The following is a 17,090-nucleotide window of genomic DNA, read 5'->3' as shown; positions in this document are numbered from 1 at the left end:
TGTGCCTGGCGCGCGCGCTGCTCTCGCCGGCGGCGGTGATCGTGCTGGACGAGCCCACGGCGGGGCTGGACGCCGCCGCGGAGGCGGCTTTCCTGGCGGATCTGCGGCAGGCGACCGGCGGCCGCGCCGTGGTGCTGGCCACGCACGCCAGCCTGCCCGAGGGTGCGGTGGACCGCATTTGCGAATTGCGGGACGCGTGCTGCGCGAGCTGCCTTCGGCCATGGTGGCTTAAGCGGCACGGCGCGGTTATAGTGCGGCTTGCTTCATTGATCCGGGATCGTCCACCATGCAGACAGACTACGCCGAGTTTATCCGGCGCACCATCCGCAGCGTTCCCGACTGGCCCCAGCCCGGCGTCATTTTCCGCGACATCACGCCTGTGCTGCAGGACCCGCGCGCGTTCCGGGTGCTGATCGATCTGTTCGTCTACCGCTACATGCGCCAGCGCCTCGACCTGGTGGCGGGCGTGGACGCGCGCGGCTTCATCGTGGGCAGCGTGCTGGCCTATGAACTCAACCTGGGTTTCGTGCCGGTGCGCAAGAAGGGCAAGCTGCCCTTTCGCACGGTGGCCGAGGAATACTCCCTCGAATACGGCAATTCGGCCGTGGAGATGCACACCGACTCGGTGCGCACGGGCCAGCGCGTGCTGCTGGTGGACGACCTGATCGCCACGGGCGGCACCATGCTGGCCGCGATCAAGCTGCTGCAGCGCCTGGGCGCCAATGTCGTCGAGGCGGCCGCCATCATCGACTTGCCCGATCTGGGCGGTTCGGCGCGCGTGGCGGCCACCGGCACACCGCTCTTCACGGTCTGCCAGTACGACAGCGGCGCGGTCGGCCAGGACGCTCCCGGCCACGGCGTCCCCGACTGAGGCGTCCCCGACTGAGGCGTCCCCGACTGAGGCGTCCCCGACTGAGGCGTCCCCGACTGACGTTGCGGGCGCTGCTCAGGCGTCGGACAGGCGGGGCTGGATGAAGTCCAGGAATGCCTTGGTCTTGGCGGGCAGCATGCGCGAAGGCAGCAGCGCGAACAGCGGCAGCGGCGTCAGGCTCCATTCGGGCAGCACCCGCACCAGCCCGGCCTGCTCGATGGCGCGTTTCATGGCGTCGAACACCAGCAGCGGCGTGATGCCCAGGCCCTGGCTCGCCAGGCGGCCCAGCATGCCGACATTGTTGGCCGAGAGGCGTCCGCTGACCTGCACGCGCTCGACCTTGTCGCCCGAATGCAGCATCCAGAAAGAGGACTCCTCCCGCATGGTGGGGCGCAGGCATTCGTGGTGGCTGAGGTCGGCCGGCACGCGCGGCTCGCCATGGCGAGCCAGGTATTCGGGCGAAGCGTAGAGCTGGTGCTCCATCAGCACGATCTTGCGCGAGATCAGGCTGGAATCCGGCTGCTGCCCGAAACGCAGGATCAGGTCGAACGGATTGCTGATCGGGTCGATGGGCCGCATGCCGAGGTCGAAATCGCACTCGATGTCGGGGTGCTGCTCGCGGAATTCCCGGATGACGGCCGGCAGGAAGAGCTGCGCCAGGCTGGTGGGCAGCGAAATGCGCAACCGTCCCTTGGGCTGCACTGCCATGTCGAGCAATTGGTCGTGCGCAATGCGCGCTTCTTCCACGATGTGCCGGCAACGCTCGAAGTAGATGGCGCCCGCCTCGGTGAGATCGATCTTGCGCGTGCTGCGGTTGAGCAGGCGCATGCCGATGCTGCGCTCGAGCTCGCTGACCCGGCGCGAGAGGGTGGAGGTGGGGATGTTGAGCGCTTCGGCGGCGTGGCTGAAGTTTTTGCGCTTGGCGACTTCGACGAAAAGCGCAATGTCGTTCAGCTGGATGTCCATGGTGCCCTCGAAGCTTGTAATTCCATGATTGGCAGATTCATATGATAAATGGAATTATTGTTCCGCCAATGGGAATGTCTCTTTATCCGCGCTGAATAATCCCGTGCCGCGGGGCGCTTTCATCTTCCGTTACCTAGCTTGCGCATTCCTGAATGCGCGCAGCCCTTGTGCCGCCTTGCTTGCGTGGCGGCCGCCCAGATTTTGAGCGGAATTTCCCGGGCAAGCCGGTCGATTATCCCGTCTCTGAAAATATGTTCGCCAAAATAAGGGTTTTTACTTATACGTCATCGGGGAATACTCCGACCCCAGAAATGAATTTGTCATCGTCCCGTCGACCCTCCTGGCCGCGGACGCCGTTCACCGATAGGATGGAGTTTCCTCATATGAAAGCCCTGGCTTCCGCAATCATGGTTACCGCAGCCCTGGCGGGCATGTCCGCCGCCCACGCCGAAGGCAAGACGCGCGAGCAGGTCCAGCAGGAGCTGCGGGACGCCAAGGCCGCCGGCCAGGTCACGTTCGGCGAAGAAGACTATCCGCCCGCCGCTGCCGCCGCCCAGGGCGCGGCCGCGCAAACGCCCGTGGCCTCCACCTCCGCCGCGCCCGCCCGCCAGTCGGCCGGCAAGACGCGCGAACAGGTCCGTGCCGAACTGGCCCAGGCCAAGGCTCGCGGCGAATACACCTTCGGCGAACTCGACTACCCGCCCAAGGATCGCTGATCCGCGGACCGGGCCTGCGCAGCCGCCTGTTGTGCCCCAAACGCAACAGCCGCAGCCCGCGGCGGCCCGGTTCCCGGTGGCCGCAGCCTGCCGGAGGCGCCTGCCGAAGCCGGCGCAATCCCGTTGGATATCAACGCGTTAGCCTGAGTTGGAAGAGCTTGGACGCGAAAATCCAGGTGCGATTATTCCGCCCATGGAAAGTTGTTATTCGGAATCGGGGTTACTTCGAATTGTTGCAGGCGGGAAACTAGCGTCAGTGCATCGCCGCTGCCCCATGCAGCGGCACGCGGAATGTCCGTCCCGGACGCCGCGGTGCCTTTTCATTTCGCCATTTTGGGGATACCTATGAAAAAGACGCTATTGGCCGTCGCGCTGCTGGCCGGTTTCGCCGGCGCTGCGCAAGCCGCCGACTCTGTCACGCTGTACGGCTTGATCGACGCCGGTATCGGCTACGAGAAAGTGAAGTTCGACGGCAACTCGCAAAGCCGCTTCGGCGGCGTGCAGGGCGTGAGCAGCGGCTCGCGCTTCGGCCTGCGCGGTTCGGAAGACCTGGGCGACGGCCTGCGCGCCGTGTTCAATCTGGAAGGCGGTTTCGGCCCGATGAACGGCCAATCGCTGCAAGGCGGCCGCCTCTGGGGCCGCCAGGCCACCGTCGGCCTGGACAGCGACAGCTGGGGCCGCCTGGAATTCGGCCGCCAGACCAACCTGGCCTCCAAGTACTTCGGCGCCATCGACCCGTTCTCGATCAGCTACAACGCCGCCAACATGGGCACCACGTTCGGCAGCGCCAACACGATGCGCCTGGACAACATGGTCCTGTACCAGACCCCCAGCATGGGCGGCTTCAAGTTCGGCGTGGGCTACTCGTTCAGCGCGGATGACACCGTTTCGGACGCTTCGCAGAAAGAGTTCCAGACCGGCAACAACAACCGCATCCTGACCGCCGGCGCGCAGTACGTGAACGGTCCGCTGTACCTGGCCGCCGCGTACGACCGCTTCAACCCGTCCAATGGCCAGACCGGCGGCAAGTCCAGCGCCCGCATCCAGGAATACATGGTCGGCGGCACGTATGACTTCGAAGTCGTGAAGATCGCCGCGGCCTTCGGCCAGACCTTCGACGGCTGGTTCATCGGCCAGAACATGGGCACCACGCCCGACGGCATGAGCAAGCTGGGCACCTTCTCCCTGGCCGACGGCTTCCGCGCCAATTCGTACATGCTGGGCGCCACCGTGCCGCTGGGCCGCCACGCCGTGTTCGGTTCCTGGCAGCGCGCCGACGCGAAGAACGACCGTCTGACCGGCGACGACGCCACGTTCAACGTGTACAGCCTGGGCTACACCTACGACTTCTCCAAGCGTACCAACCTGTACGCCTATGCGTCGTACGCCGACAACTTCGCGTTCCAGCGCGACGCCAAGGACACCGCTTTCGCGGTGGGCGTGCGTCACCGTTTCTAAGCCCGGGGGGCGTCCGGTTCCAGCTTGCTGAATAGGGCGGCCTGTTCTCCGTGGGCCGCCGAGTGACAGCGAACCCCCCTACAGGTTGTGACCGGGCGCGCTTTGCGCAGAGAAGGGAAGGGCCTCCGTCAGGAGGCCCTCTCGCATTCCGGACGCCGGTCTTCGGCCTACAGGAAGAGTTTGTAGGCGGGGTTGTCCGTCTCGTTCCAGTGCGGATAGCCGAGTTCGGCCACGAAGTTGCGGAACTGCTTCTTGTCGGCCGGGGGAACCTGGATGCCGATCAGGATGCGGCCGTAGTCCGCGCCCTGGTTGCGGTAGTGGAACAGGCTGATGTTCCATTCGGGGTTCATGGCGTTCAGGAAGCGCATGAGCGCGCCCGGACGCTCGGGAAACTCGAAGCGGTAAAGCAGCTCGTTGCGCGCCAGCGCCGAGCGGCCGCCGACCATGTGGCGCAGGTGCGTCTTGGCCATTTCATCGTGGGTGAGATCCAGCGTGTCGAAGCCGTGGCGGCGGAAGTTGGCCGCGATCTTGTCGGGCTCGGCGGGCGAGGAAACCTGCAGGCCCACGAACACGTGCGCGCGCTCCGCGTCGGAAATGCGGTAGTTGAACTCCGTGACGCTGCGCTCGCCCACCAGTTCGCAGAAGCGGCGGAAGCTGCCGCGCTGCTCGGGCATGGTCACGGCGAACACGGCCTCGCGCATTTCGCCCACCTCGGCGCGCTCGGACACGAAGCGCAGGCGGTCGAAGTTCATGTTGGCGCCGCAGGCGATGGCCACCAGCGTCTTGTCCTTGAGCTTGTGCTCGGCGGCATACTGCTTGGCTGCCGCCACGGCCATGGCGCCGGCGGGCTCCAGCACGCTGCGCGTATCCTGGAACACGTCTTTGATGGCCGCGCAGATGGCGTCGGTGTTGACCACCACGAAATCGTCCACGTATTGGCGCGTGAGCCTGAAGGTTTCCGCGCGACCATCTTGACCGCCGTGCCGTCGGAAAACAGGCCCACGTCGTTGAGTTGCACGCGGCGGCCGGCGCGCACGCTGCGCAGCATGGCGTCGGAGTCTTCGGTCTGCACGCCGATGATCTTGATCTCGGGGCGCAGCTGCTTCACGTAGGCGGCCACGCCGGCGATCAGGCCGCCGCCGCCGATGGCCACGAAGATGGCGTCGATGGGGCCGGGATGCTGGCGCAGGATCTCCATGCCCACCGTGCCCTGCCCGGCAATGACGTCCGGATCGTCGAAGGGGTGCACGAAGGTGAGCTTTTCTTTCTTTTCGAGCTTCTGCGCGTGTTCGTAGGCGTCGGAAAAGCTTTCGCCGGCCAGCACGACCTCGCCGCCCAGCCGGCGCACGGCGTCGATCTTCACCTGCGGGCTGGTGGTCGGCATGACGATGACGGCGCGGCAGCCCAGCCGCCTGGCCGCCAGGGCCACGCCCTGGGCATGGTTGCCAGCCGAGGCCGCGATCACGCCGCGGTTGCGCGCGGCCGGCGGCAGGTTGGCCATCTTGTTGTAGGCCCCCCGCAGCTTGAAGCTGAACACCGCCTGGGTATCTTCACGCTTGAGCAGAATCGTGTTCGAAATTCGCTGCGAGAGCAGGGGGGCTGCTTCTAGCGGCGACTCGACCGCGACGTCGTAAACCTTGGAAGTCAGGATGCGTTTCAGATAATCGGTGGACATGGACTGCGGGACAAAGATCAAGGGGTAAAAAGCCGTGGGCCAGATTACCACAGCGATACGCGGCTTCCGCGCCCCGCGGCCGCGGGGCGCGCGCCGCTGCGGCTACACTCGCGCCATCATGGAAGAATCCCTGCTCTCCGCCGTCCACTGGCTGCTGGACCTGCTTGCGCTGCCGTCGGTCGGGCTGTCCGCGATTTTCGCTGTTTCGCTCGTGTCGGCGACCTTGTTGCCGCTGGGTTCCGAACCCGCCGTCTTCGGCTACGTGAAGCTGGCGCCCGACATGTTCTGGCCGGCCGTGCTGGTGGCCACGCTGGGCAACACGGCCGGCGGAGCCATCAGCTACGCCATGGGCCTGGGGGCGGAGCGCGCCTACCAGCGCTGGAAGGAAAAGCATCCCCACCCGCATCCGCGCGCCGACGAGGCCGGCCGCATGCGGGGAAGCTGGAACCGGCGCGCGCACGATTGGCTGCATCACATGGGGCCTCCCGCGCTGCTGCTTTCCTGGCTGCCGGCCGTGGGCGACCCGCTGTGCGCGGTGGCCGGCTGGCTGCGGCTGTCGTTCTGGCCCTGCGTGCTGTACATGGCCATCGGCAAGTTCCTGCGCTATGCCGTGATGACGGCCGGGCTGCTCTGGTTTTTCCCCGGGCAAATATAATTCCGCCCGCTCGCCGGCATGGCCCCGAGGTTATTCCGGGGTCATCCAGACGAATGACATAAAATGGTTTTTTAAGGGCCCACTCTTGCTGCTTCCATGAACGCCCCCCTCGCCAGCCATATCCTGAATGGGGCGCTGCCCCCCGCCGCGCCCGCGCGCCTGCGCGAAATCCCCTACAACTACACCTCGTTCTCCGATCGCGAAATCGTCGGGCGGCTGTTGGGCGACGACGCCTGGCAACTGCTGACCGACCTGCGCGGCGAGCGCCGCACCGGCCGCTCCGCCCGCATGCTCTACGAGGTGCTGGGCGATATCTGGGTGGTGCGCCGCAACCCCTATCTGCAGGACGATCTGCTGGACAATCCCAAGCGCCGCAAGCAGCTCATCGACGCGCTGCACCACCGGCTGGGCGAGATCGACAAGCGACGCGAGCCCGGCGCGCCAGCCGAGGCCGGGCACGACCCGCACCGCGACGAGAAAGTGGTAAGCCTGCTGGCGCGCGCGCGCTCGGCCATCGCCGCTTTCGAGGGCGAGTTCGACCAGACCGCCATGCTGCGCCGGCAGGCGCTGAAGACGCTGGGCAAGATCACCGCGCGCGACAACATCAAGTTCGATGGCCTGTCGCGCGTGTCGCACGTCACCGACGCCACCGACTGGCGCGTGGAGTATCCCTTTGTGGTCCTCACGCCCGATTCCGAGGACGAAGTGGCCGCGCTGGTGCGGGCCTGCATCGGGCTGGGCCTGACCATCGTCCCGCGCGGCGGCGGCACGGGCTATACCGGCGGCGCCATTCCGCTCACGTGGAAGTCGGCCGTCATCAACACCGAGAAATTCGACCGCCTGGGCAAGGTGGAGTCCTGTATCCTGCCCGGCTTGTCCGAGCCGGTGGCGGTCATCCACACGGGCGCGGGGGTGGTCACCAAGCGCGTGGCCGAAGCGGCGGAGCAGGCCGGTTTCGTGTTCGCGGTCGATCCCACGTCGGCGGAAGCCTCCTGTGTCGGCGGCAACATCGCCATGAACGCCGGCGGCAAGAAGGCCGTGCTCTGGGGCACGGCGCTGGACAACCTCGCCTGGTGGCGCATGGTGGATCCGGACGGCAACTGGCTGGAAGTCACGCGCCTGGCGCACAACATGGGCAAGATCCACGACGTGGACGTGGCCCGCTTCGAGCTCAAGTGGTTCGATGGCGCGGCGCGTCCGGGCGAGCGCCTGCTCAAGACCGAGCTGCTCGAGATCGAGGGCCGGCGCTTCCGCAAGGAAGGGCTGGGCAAGGACGTTACCGACAAGTTCCTGGCCGGCCTGCCGGGCGTGCAGAAGGAAGGCTGCGACGGGCTCATCACCGCGGCGCGCTGGGTGCTGCACCGCATGCCGCGCCACACGCGCACGGTGTGCATGGAGTTCTTCGGCCAGGCCCGCGACGCCATTCCGTCCATCGTCGAGGTGAAGAGCTACCTCGATGGCGAGGGCCGCGCGCGCGGCGCCATCCTGGCCGGCCTGGAGCACCTGGACGAGCGCTACCTGCGCGCGGTGGGCTATGCCACCAAGAGCAAGCGCGGCGTGCTGCCCAAGATGGTGCTGATCGGCGACATCGTGGGCGATGACGAGAACGCCGTGGCCGCGGCCGCGAGCGAAGTCGTGCGCCTGGCCAACACCCGCCATGGCGAGGGCTTCGTGGCCGTGAGCGCCGAGGCGCGCAAGAAATTCTGGCTCGACCGCTCGCGCACCGCCGCCATCGCCCGCCACACCAACGCTTTCAAGATCAACGAAGACGTGGTGATCCCGCTGAGCCGCATGGGCGAGTACACGGATCACATCGAGCGCATCAACATCGAGCTGTCCACGCGCAACAAGCTGCGTCTGCTCGACGAGCTGCAGTCGTTCCTGCAGAGCGGCTCGCTGCCGCTGGGCAAGGCCGAAGACGCCGAGGACGCCGAGGCCACGCGCGCCGAGGTGCTGGCCGAAAGCTCGCGCCAGGCGGTGGAATTGCTGGAACATACCCGCCGGCGCTGGCAGTGGCTGCTGGACAACCTGGACATGCCGCTGGCGCAGGCCCTGCCGGATCTGCACGGCCTGGGGCTGTCGCACCTGCAGGCCGCGCTGGCCGACCGGGTGGCGGCCCAGCCGCAGGCGCGGCTCTTCGACGTGGTGCAGGACCGCACCGTGCGGGTGTCCTGGAAGACCGAAGTGCTGGCCGGGCTGCAGGGCATCTTCTCGGGCGCGGCCCGCAAGCCCATTCTGGACGAACTGGTGGCCATCCACGGCCGCGTGCTCAAGAGCCGGGTGTTCGTGGCCCTGCACATGCACGCGGGCGACGGCAACGTGCACACGAACATCCCGGTCAACTCGGACGACTACGGCATGCTGCGCGAGGCGCACCAGGCCGTGGACCGCATCATGCAGATCGCGCGCGACCTGGACGGCGTGATTTCCGGCGAGCACGGCATCGGACTGACGAAATACGAGTTCCTGACCGAAGCCGAACTGGCTCCCTTCCAGGAATACAAGCGGCGCGTAGACCCCAACGGCCACTTCAACGCCGGCAAGCTCATGCCCGGCGCCGATCTGCGCCACGCCTGGACGCCCAGCTTCAGCCTGATGGGCCACGAATCGCTCATCATGCAGCAGAGCGACATCGGCGCTATCTCGGCTTCGGTCAAGGACTGCCTGCGCTGCGGCAAGTGCAAGCCCGTGTGCTCGACCCACGTGCCGCGCGCCAACCTGCTGTATTCGCCGCGCAACAAGATCCTGGCCACCTCGCTGCTGGTGGAAGCCTTCCTCTACGAAGAGCAGACCCGGCGCGGCGTGAGCCTCAAGCACTGGGAAGAATTCGAGGACGTGGCCGATCACTGCACGGTCTGCCACAAGTGCTATACGCCCTGTCCGGTGGACATCGACTTCGGCGACGTGTCGATGAACATGCGCGCGCTGCTGCGCCGCATGGGCCGCAAGTCGTTCAACCCCGGCACGGCCAGCGCCATGTTCTTCCTGAACGCCAAGGATCCGGCCACCATCAACGCCACCCGCAAGGCGATGGTGGGCGTGGGCTACAAGGTGCAGCGCGCCGCCCATGACCTGCTGGCCGGCCTGGCGCGCAAGCAGACCGAGCATCCGCCCGCCACCGTGGGCAAGCCGGCGCTGCGCGAGCAGGTGATCCACTTCGTCAACAAGAAGATGCCGGGCGGGCTGCCCAAGCAGACCGCGCGCAAGCTGCTGGACATCGAAGACGCCAACTACGTGCCCATCATCCGCGACCCCAAGTCCACCTCGTCGGACACGGAAGCGGTGTTCTATTTCCCGGGCTGCGGTTCCGAACGCCTGTTCTCGCAGGTGGGCCTGGCCACCCAGGCCATGCTGTGGCATGCGGGCGTGCAGACCGTGCTGCCGCCGGGCTACCTGTGCTGCGGCTATCCCCAGCGCGGCAACGGCATGAACGACAAGGCCGAGCAGATCATCACCGACAACCGCGTGCTGTTCCACCGCGTGGCCAACACGCTCAACTACCTCGACATCAAGACCGTCGTGGTGAGCTGCGGCACCTGCTACGACCAGCTTTCGGGGTACGAATTCGACAAGATCTTCCCGGGCTGCCGCCTGATCGACATTCACGAGTACCTGCTCGAAAAAGGCATCAAGCTCGAAGGGGCCAAGGGCGTGCGCTACATGTACCACGACCCCTGCCATACGCCCATGAAGCTGCAGGATCCGATGAAGACGGTGCGTTCGCTGGTGGGCGAGGGCGCCATCAAGAGCGACCGCTGCTGCGGCGAATCCGGCACGCTGGCCGTTACGCGGCCCGACGTGTCCACGCAGGTGCGCTTTCGCAAGCAGGAAGAACTGGAGAAGGGCCAGGCCGCGCTGCGCCAGGACGGCTACGCCGGCGAGGTGAAGGTGCTGACCTCCTGCCCCTCGTGCCTGCAGGGCCTGTCGCGCTACGAGGGCGACACCCACATGGACGCCGACTACATCGTGGTCGAGATGGCGCGCCACATCCTGGGCGAAAGCTGGATGGAAGACTACGTGCGCCGCGCCAACGCCGGCGGCATCGAGCGCGTGCTGGTCTGAAAAAAGGGGGGAGCCGCGCTCCCCCCTTTTTCTTTCGTGCCCGCAGGCATCGCCCGCCTATTCGAGGTGGATGTCCGCCTTCTTGATGACGCCCGCCCAGCCCGCGCGCTCTTTTTCGGCATAGGTCTTGAAGTCCTGCGCCGACATCGGCATGGGAATCACGCCCATGTCCAGCATCTTCTGCGCCACTTCCGGCGTCTTGAGCGTGGCGTCGAGCTGCGTCGACAGCTTCTTCACCACGTCCGCCGGCAGGCCGGCCGGGCCGACCAGCCCCTGCCAGGCGTAGGCCGTGAAGTCGGACACGCCCTGTTCGGCCATGGTGGGAACGTCGGGCAGGATGGACAGCCGCTCGGGCGTGGCGGCGGCCAGCACGCGCAGCTTGCCCGCCTTGACGTTGGGCAGGCCCGAACCCAGGTCGATGAACATCATGTCCACCTGGCCGCCCAGCAGATCCTGGATGGCGGGCGCGGCGCCCTTGTACGGGACGTGCAGCACGTTGACGCCCGTGCGCTGCTTGAAGAGCTCCAGCGCGAGATGGTGCGGCGAGCCCGAACCGGCCGAGGCGGACGTGAGCTTGCCCGGCTCTTTCTTGGCGGCTTCCAGCACGTCCTGGACCGTCTTGTAGGGCGAATTCACGTTCACGGCCAGCAGCAGCGGGAACTTCGCGATGCCGCCGATGTACGTGAACTTGGCCGGATCGTATGAAAGCTTGGCGTACAGCGACGGGTTGAAGGCCAGCGTGCCGGAATCGGCCGTGCCCACGACGTAGCCGTTGGGCTCGGCCTGGGCCACGGCGGTGGCGCCGATGATGGTGGACGCGCCCGGGCGGTTTTCCACCACGATGGTCTGGCCCAGCGTTTTTTCCAGGCCGCTGGCCACGGTGCGCGCCACCACGTCCGTGCCGCCGCCGGCGGGGTAGGGCACGATCCAGCGGACGGGTTGGGTGGGCCAGGACTGGGCGGATGCGGCGGTGGCGGCCAGCGATAGCGCGGCCAGCGCCAGCAGGCGCTTTGCGGACTTGTGCATGGGGGGTGTCTCCTCGTGCGGGTGATGGGATGCGGCGCCTGGGGCGCCTTATGATTTGCGCCGCTATTATGCCGCGCCCGCGGATCTTTGGAGACGGGCGATTTCCCTGCCTTGCCGGGGCGCCTCAGGCGCCCTGCGGATAGGCGCGCGCCCCGAAAATGGCCGTGCCGATGCGTACTTCAGTGGAGCCTTCCTCGATGGCCAGCTCGAAATCGCCGCTCATGCCCATGGACAGGCGATCCAGCTCCACGCCCGCGATGTCGGCGGCCCGCAGCGCGTCGCGCAGTTCGCGCAGCCGGCGGAAGCAGGCGCGCACCGCCAGCGGGTCGGGCGAGTTCTCGGCCAGCGTCATCAGCCCGCGCACTTTCAGCGTGGGATAGTCGCCCGCCACGCGGCGCAGAAACTCGGGCGCCTGGGCGGGGTCCAGGCCCGACTTGGTGGGTTCGGACGAGGTCTTGACCTGCACCAGCACGTCCAGCACGCGCCCTTCGGCGGCCAGCCGGCGATGCAATGCCTCGGCCAGTTCGATGCGGTCCAGCGACTGGACTTCGTGCGCGTCGCGCGCCGCGTCCTTGGCCTTGTTGGTCTGCAGGTGGCCGATCAGCACCCATTGCACGCCGAGTCCGGCGAGTTCGGCGGATTTCTGGCGGATTTCCTGCGTCTTGTTTTCGCCGAAGCGCCGCAGCCCCAGCGCCATGGCCTCGCGGATGGCATCCACGCCGAAGGTCTTGCTCACCGGCAGCAGGGCCACGCTGCCGGGCGCGCGGCCGGCGCGCTGGCACGCCAGATCGATGCGTTGCTGGATGCGGGCGATACGCCCTGCCATGGTGTCGGCGGAGGTCATGCGTCTCTCTATGGTTGCGGGACTGGCCATAGTGTAGGACCGACACGCGCGGTTTCGCCACAGAGGCGGCGCGCGCGCGTTGACCCCCTCATTTCGGCCGGCTTAGAATCTCCAGGGATTTGCTTATATTTCAATCATCTAAGCCCACCCGCCCGCGGATTCCCGCTTCCACCGCCCGTCCCAGTCTCCATGTCCCCCATCGCGCCCGACTACGCTTTCGCCACGCCTTTCCTGAATCCGCCGGCTTCGCCGATCCGCTCGCTCATGCCTTACGCCATGCGCCCGGGCACCATCTCGCTGGCGGGCGGCTATCCGGCCCAGGAGCTGTTCGACGTCGAAGGGCTGTCGGTGGCGTCCACCCAGGTCATGGCGCGGCTGGGCGGCTGTCTGCAGTATTCCAACATCGACGGCCAGGCCAGCCTGCGCGAGCAGCTCGCCCGGCTGAGCGCCGCGCGCGGCCTGCGCTGCAATCCCGATACCGAGCTGGCCGTCACGGGCGGCTCGCAGCAGGCCCTGGCGCTGCTGTCGCGCGTCATGCTGCAGCCGGGCGACCACGCCGTCATCGAGACGCCGGCCTTCCCGAATTCGGTGCAGGCGCTGCGCTACACGGGCGCCGCGGTGCACACCGTGCCGTCCGGGCCGCAAGGCATCGATCTCGATGCGCTCGACGAACTGGCCGCGCGCGTCAAGCCCAAGATGGTCTGCGTGGTGGCCTCGTTCTCCAATCCCTGCGGCGCCACCCTGGCGCGCGAGCGCCGGCTGCGGCTGCTCGAACTGGCCGTCAGGCACCGTTTCCTGGTCGTCGAAGACGACCCCTACAGCGAGCTGCGTTTCGACGGCGAGGCCGTGCCGCCCATCGCCGCCCTGGCCGAAGGCGAGGCGCGCCACTGGGCCGTGTACCTGTCCAGCATGTCCAAGACCATGGCACCCGCGCTGCGCATCGGCTGGCTGGTCGCGCCGGCCGAAATCCGCCGCCGCTGCGTCGGCGCCAAGGCCGCCGACGACATGGCCTGCTCGGCCTGGATCCAGGAAGTGGTGGCCCAGTACCTGGCCAACGGCCGCTACGACGAGCACGTGCCGCGCATTCGCGCCGCCTACGGCCTGCGCTGCGACGCCATGGCCGGGGCCCTGGCGCGCGAGCTGGACGGCCGCATCCGCTTCAGCAAGCCGCAGGGCGGCATGTTTTTCTGGGCGCGCCTTACCGGCGATGTCGATGCTACCCGCCTGTTGCCCTACGCCATCGAGCACGAGGTGGTTTACGTGCCCGGCAAGGCGTTCTACGCCAACCCGGCCGAGGCCGACCTGCACGCCATGCGCATGTCTTTCGCCACCATGAACGAGGCGCAGATCGCCGAAGGCATGGTGCGGCTGGGCCGCGCGCTCACCGCGTGCGAGGCCAACGAGCCCGTCTCGGTGTCGCTGGCGGCCTGAACCGCGCCGGCAGGCGCTATGCGCAGGTCCTAATGAGCGCCGGTTATTTGGCGCGCCGGGCCGGGGCCGATAAGCTTGCGGTCTTGGCGCGTTGCGCGTCCGCATCACAGAGGAGTCCTGGTCATGAAGATAGCGAAGGGTTTGTTGGGGGCGGCGCTGCTGGCCGCCGCGGCGCATGGCGTCGCGCGGGCGGACACGCTGGACGTGGTGCGCAAGCGCGGGGCCGTGGTCTGCGGCACCACCACCGGGTTTGCCGGGTTCTCCGCGCCGGATGCCCAGGGCAAGTGGCAGGGCCTGGACGTGGACCTGTGCCGCGCCGTGGCCGCCGCCGTGTTCGGCGACGCGGACAAGATCAAGGTGGTGCCGCTCAACTCGCAGCAGCGTTTCACCGCGCTGCAGTCCGGCGAGGTGGACGTGCTCACCCGCAACACCACCGTCACGCAGCAGCGCGACACGGCGCTGGGCCTCATCCACGCGGGCATCAACTTCTACGACGGCCAGGGCTTCCTGGTGCCCAAGTCGCTGGGCGTGAAGAGCGCCAAGGAACTCAACGGCGCCACCATCTGCCTGCAGACCGGCACGTCCAACGAGAACACGCTGGCCGACTGGGCGCGCGCCAACCGCGTCACCTACAAGCCCGTCGTGATCGAGACGTTCAACGAAGTGGTCAACGCCTTCGCCTCGGGCCGCTGCGACGTGTTCAGCACCGACGCTTCGGGCCTGGCCTCGATCCGCATTTCCAAGCTCCAGAATCCGGACGACTATGTGGTGCTGCCCGAAATCATTTCCAAGGAGCCGCTCGGGCCGTTCGTGCGCCAGGGCGACGACGCCTGGCTCAACATCGTGCGCTGGTCGCTGTCGGCCATGATCGAGGCCGAGGAATACGGCATCACGTCCAAGAACGTGGACGAACAGCTCAAGAGCGCCAATCCCAACATCAAGCGCATCCTGGGCGTGACGCCCGGGGCGGGCGCCAACCTGGGGCTGGATGAAAAGTGGGCCTACAACATCGTCAAGCAGGTGGGCAACTACGGCGAGAGCTTCGACCGCAACGTGGGCGAGGGCAGCCCGCTCAAGATCAAGCGCGGCCTCAACGCGCAGTGGACCCAGGGCGGCCTGATGTACGCGCTGCCGATCCGCTGAGCGTCCGGGGCGCTAGCGCCGGCGGTAGAGCTGCGCGATCTTGACGAAGGCGGCGCGCAGCTCGCGCGTGCCGCCCTGCAGAATGACCGGCCGGCCGCGGTGCGTGAACACGACCAGCCGCTTGGAAAACACCATGGGCACGTAGCGCGCCTCGCGCACGTCTTCCCAGGCCACCTCGCGGCGCGTGAACCAGGTCTGGCGCATGCCGCGCTCGTCGATGGTGGTGATGGACGTCTGCATGTGCCACGACACGACCAGCAGCACCACGAAGCACAGCGCCACCAGGGCGGCCAGCGCCGTGTCGTAGGCATGCGCGGGCGCGCGGATGGCGGTGGTGAAGACCTGCACGCCCAGCACCGCCAGCAGCACCCAGGTCAGGATGCGCACCCAGTCGGGCCACGCCTGGCCCGACAACGGCAGGGGGCCGATCTCGCGCAGCAGCGCGGCGTGGGATTCGGGTGCGGGTCCGGGGGCGGGAGAGGTCATGCGGCTGCGGGGCTCGGGTGTCGTGTGAGAGGCAGGCGCGCCGCCGGGCGGCGGCGCTCACGCGAAACGCGCGCGGCCATTCTACGGGGTTTCGCTTCAGGCGGCCCGCTTGGCGGCAATGGCATTGCCCGCGCGGCTCGCCCCCTTGCGGTTCAGGTGGCCGGAGATCCATTGGCCGATGTCCACCACCGCGTCGAAGTCCACGCCGGTGTCGATGTCCAGCCCGCGCAGCATGTAGAGCACGTCTTCGGTGGCGACGTTGCCCGTGGCGCCCTTGGCGTAGGGGCAGCCGCCCAGCCCCGCCACCGAGGTGTGGAAAATGGAGATGCCGGTTTCGAGCGCGGCCAGGATGTTGGCCAGGGCCTGGCCGTAGGTGTCGTGGAAATGGCCCGACACGCGGGCGGGGTCGACGACCTGCGTGACGGCGCTCATGACCTCGCGCACCCGGCGCGGCGTGCCCACGCCGATGGTGTCGGCCACGTCGATCTCGTCGACCTGCATGGCCAGGTAGCGCTGCGCCACGTCCACCACGGCTTGCACGGGCACTTCGCCCTGATAGGGACAGCCCAGCGCGCAGCTGATGCTGCCGCGCACGCGGATGCCGGCTTCGCGCGCGGCCTGCACCACGGGCTCGAAGCGGGCGATGGATTCCGCGATGGAGCAATTGATGTTCTTCCGGGAGAAGGCTTCGCTTGCCGCGCCGAAGATGACGATCTCGTCCGCGCGGGCGGCCAGCGCGCCTTCGAATCCCTTCATGTTGGGCGTGAGCACCGAATAGATGGTGCCCGGGCGGCGCGCGATGCGGGCCATGACGTCGGCGCCGTCGGCCATCTGCGGCACCCACTTGGGCGAAACGAACGAGGCGGCTTCCACATTGGGAAAGCCGGCCGCGGACAGGCGGTCGACCAGTTCCACCTTGATGTCGGTGGAGACGAATTCCTTTTCATTCTGCAGACCGTCGCGCGGCGACACTTCGACGATCTTGACGCGTGAGGGCAAAGCCATGTCTCTTCCTGTGTAAGTATGGACCGGACCGCGGACAGGCGCGGCAACAACCAATATTAGCCCCCCGGGCGCCGGGCCGGGCTTCGTATTCGCCGTAGCCCCGTTTCCGCATTCCGGCGCGCCGCCGCGGACGTCAGCGCAGCCTCTGGTAGCGCCCGTCGTCCAGCCGCGCGACGGCGCCGTCCAGCTCCAGTTCCATCAGCGCCGCCTGCAGGGCGGGTACGTCCAGGCCGCTGCGGGCCTGGATGGCGTCCAGGTGCAGCGGGTCGTATCCCATGGCCCGCAGCAGCGGGGATTCCGGGGCAGGAGGGGCGGCGGGCGCGGGCGGCGCCGCTCCGCCCAGCTCGTCGGTGATGTCGCCGGCGGTTTCGACCAGCTTCGCGCCCTGGCGGATCAGGGCGTGGCAGCCCCGCGAGAGCGGGGAATGGATGGAGCCGGGAATGGCGAACACCTCGCGGCCGCTTTCGCCGGCCAGCCGGGCGGTGATGAGCGAACCGCTCTGGCGCGCGGCTTCCACCACGAGCACGCCGCGCGCCAGTCCGGCCACGATGCGGTTGCGCTGCGGAAAGTGATGGCGCTGCACGCCGGTGCCCAGCGGCAGTTCCGACACCACCGCGCCCCGGGCTGCGATGCGGTGCGCCAGGTCGCGGTGGGCGGGGGGATACACGCGGTCGACGCCCGTGCCCATGACGGCGACGGTGCCCGCCGCCTTCGGGGCCGGCCTCCAGCGCGCCCGTCGTGCGCGGCGGCCG

The 17,090-nt window shown here is 67.7% G+C and carries 12 protein-coding genes and 3 pseudogenes; 8 read left to right on the top strand and 7 right to left on the bottom strand.

Annotated features, from left to right (window positions below; translation table 11 throughout):
• A pseudogene (locus AD428_RS29105) lies at positions 1–191 on the top strand (thiol reductant ABC exporter subunit CydC); the annotation flags it as partial.
• A gap of 95 nt (positions 192–286) precedes the next feature.
• On the top strand, positions 287–871 hold the full coding sequence (locus AD428_RS09370) for an adenine phosphoribosyltransferase (RefSeq protein ID WP_053244979.1): 585 nt from the start codon (positions 287–289) through the stop codon (positions 869–871).
• Between the two features lie 75 nt (positions 872–946).
• Here AD428_RS09370 and AD428_RS09365 read toward each other — a convergent pair whose 3' ends face one another.
• Positions 947–1,837: a LysR family transcriptional regulator gene (locus tag AD428_RS09365; RefSeq protein ID WP_053244978.1), complete on the bottom strand. Its 891-nt coding sequence runs from the start codon at positions 1,835–1,837 to the stop codon at positions 947–949.
• A 383-nt stretch (positions 1,838–2,220) separates the two neighbouring features.
• Between AD428_RS09365 and AD428_RS09360 the strand changes: the two genes are divergently transcribed.
• Both AD428_RS09360 and AD428_RS09355 read left to right on the top strand, forming a co-directional pair.
• A complete protein-coding gene (locus AD428_RS09360; protein WP_053244977.1) occupies positions 2,221–2,553 on the top strand; it encodes a DUF4148 domain-containing protein in 333 nt (110 codons plus the stop codon).
• 345 nt (positions 2,554–2,898) lie between these two features.
• Complete coding sequence (locus AD428_RS09355) at positions 2,899–4,011, top strand: porin (protein ID WP_053244976.1); 1,113 nt, start codon at positions 2,899–2,901, stop codon at positions 4,009–4,011.
• Positions 4,012–4,178: 167 nt separating this feature from the next.
• Here AD428_RS09355 and ilvA read toward each other — a convergent pair.
• Positions 4,179–5,686 (bottom strand): annotated as a pseudogene (gene ilvA / locus AD428_RS09350) (threonine ammonia-lyase, biosynthetic).
• Between the two features lie 118 nt (positions 5,687–5,804).
• On the opposite strand from ilvA, the gene AD428_RS09345 reads away from it, so the two are divergent.
• Both AD428_RS09345 and AD428_RS09340 read left to right on the top strand, forming a co-directional pair.
• A complete protein-coding gene (locus AD428_RS09345) occupies positions 5,805–6,341 on the top strand; it encodes a YqaA family protein (protein WP_053244980.1) in 537 nt (178 codons plus the stop codon).
• A 96-nt stretch (positions 6,342–6,437) separates the two neighbouring features.
• Positions 6,438–10,403, top strand: a complete 3,966-nt coding sequence (locus AD428_RS09340) for a DUF3683 domain-containing protein (RefSeq protein ID WP_053244975.1) — start codon at positions 6,438–6,440, stop codon at positions 10,401–10,403.
• Positions 10,404–10,460: 57 nt separating this feature from the next.
• Here AD428_RS09340 and AD428_RS09335 read toward each other — a convergent pair whose 3' ends face one another.
• Complete coding sequence (locus AD428_RS09335) at positions 10,461–11,429, bottom strand: Bug family tripartite tricarboxylate transporter substrate binding protein (protein ID WP_053244974.1); 969 nt, start codon at positions 11,427–11,429, stop codon at positions 10,461–10,463.
• A gap of 124 nt (positions 11,430–11,553) precedes the next feature.
• Positions 11,554–12,273 carry a YggS family pyridoxal phosphate-dependent enzyme gene (locus AD428_RS09330; RefSeq protein WP_053244973.1) on the bottom strand — a complete coding sequence of 240 codons (720 nt, stop codon included), beginning with the start codon at positions 12,271–12,273 and terminating at the stop codon, positions 11,554–11,556.
• Between the two features lie 189 nt (positions 12,274–12,462).
• Between AD428_RS09330 and AD428_RS09325 the strand changes: the two genes are divergently transcribed.
• Both AD428_RS09325 and AD428_RS09320 read left to right on the top strand, forming a co-directional pair.
• Positions 12,463–13,704, top strand: a complete 1,242-nt coding sequence (locus AD428_RS09325) for a PLP-dependent aminotransferase family protein (RefSeq protein WP_053244972.1) — start codon at positions 12,463–12,465, stop codon at positions 13,702–13,704.
• A gap of 123 nt (positions 13,705–13,827) precedes the next feature.
• A complete protein-coding gene (locus AD428_RS09320) occupies positions 13,828–14,847 on the top strand; it encodes an amino acid ABC transporter substrate-binding protein (RefSeq protein WP_053244971.1) in 1,020 nt (339 codons plus the stop codon).
• A 12-nt stretch (positions 14,848–14,859) separates the two neighbouring features.
• On the opposite strand, the gene AD428_RS09315 is transcribed toward AD428_RS09320, so the two are convergent.
• The 3 genes and pseudogenes from AD428_RS09315 to AD428_RS09305 all read right to left on the bottom strand — a co-directional run.
• Positions 14,860–15,333 (bottom strand): hypothetical protein, encoded by a 474-nt coding sequence (locus tag AD428_RS09315; RefSeq protein WP_053244970.1) that lies wholly within the window; start codon positions 15,331–15,333, stop codon positions 14,860–14,862.
• A 96-nt stretch (positions 15,334–15,429) separates the two neighbouring features.
• On the bottom strand, positions 15,430–16,338 hold the full coding sequence (locus AD428_RS09310; protein WP_053244969.1) for a hydroxymethylglutaryl-CoA lyase: 909 nt from the start codon (positions 16,336–16,338) through the stop codon (positions 15,430–15,432).
• A gap of 133 nt (positions 16,339–16,471) precedes the next feature.
• Positions 16,472–17,090 (bottom strand): annotated as a pseudogene (locus AD428_RS09305) (DNA-processing protein DprA); the annotation flags it as partial.

The organism is Achromobacter sp. DMS1, assembly GCF_001270295.1.
Note: the sequence above shows the minus strand (reverse complement) of the source record. Positions and strands in the feature narration are given on the sequence as shown.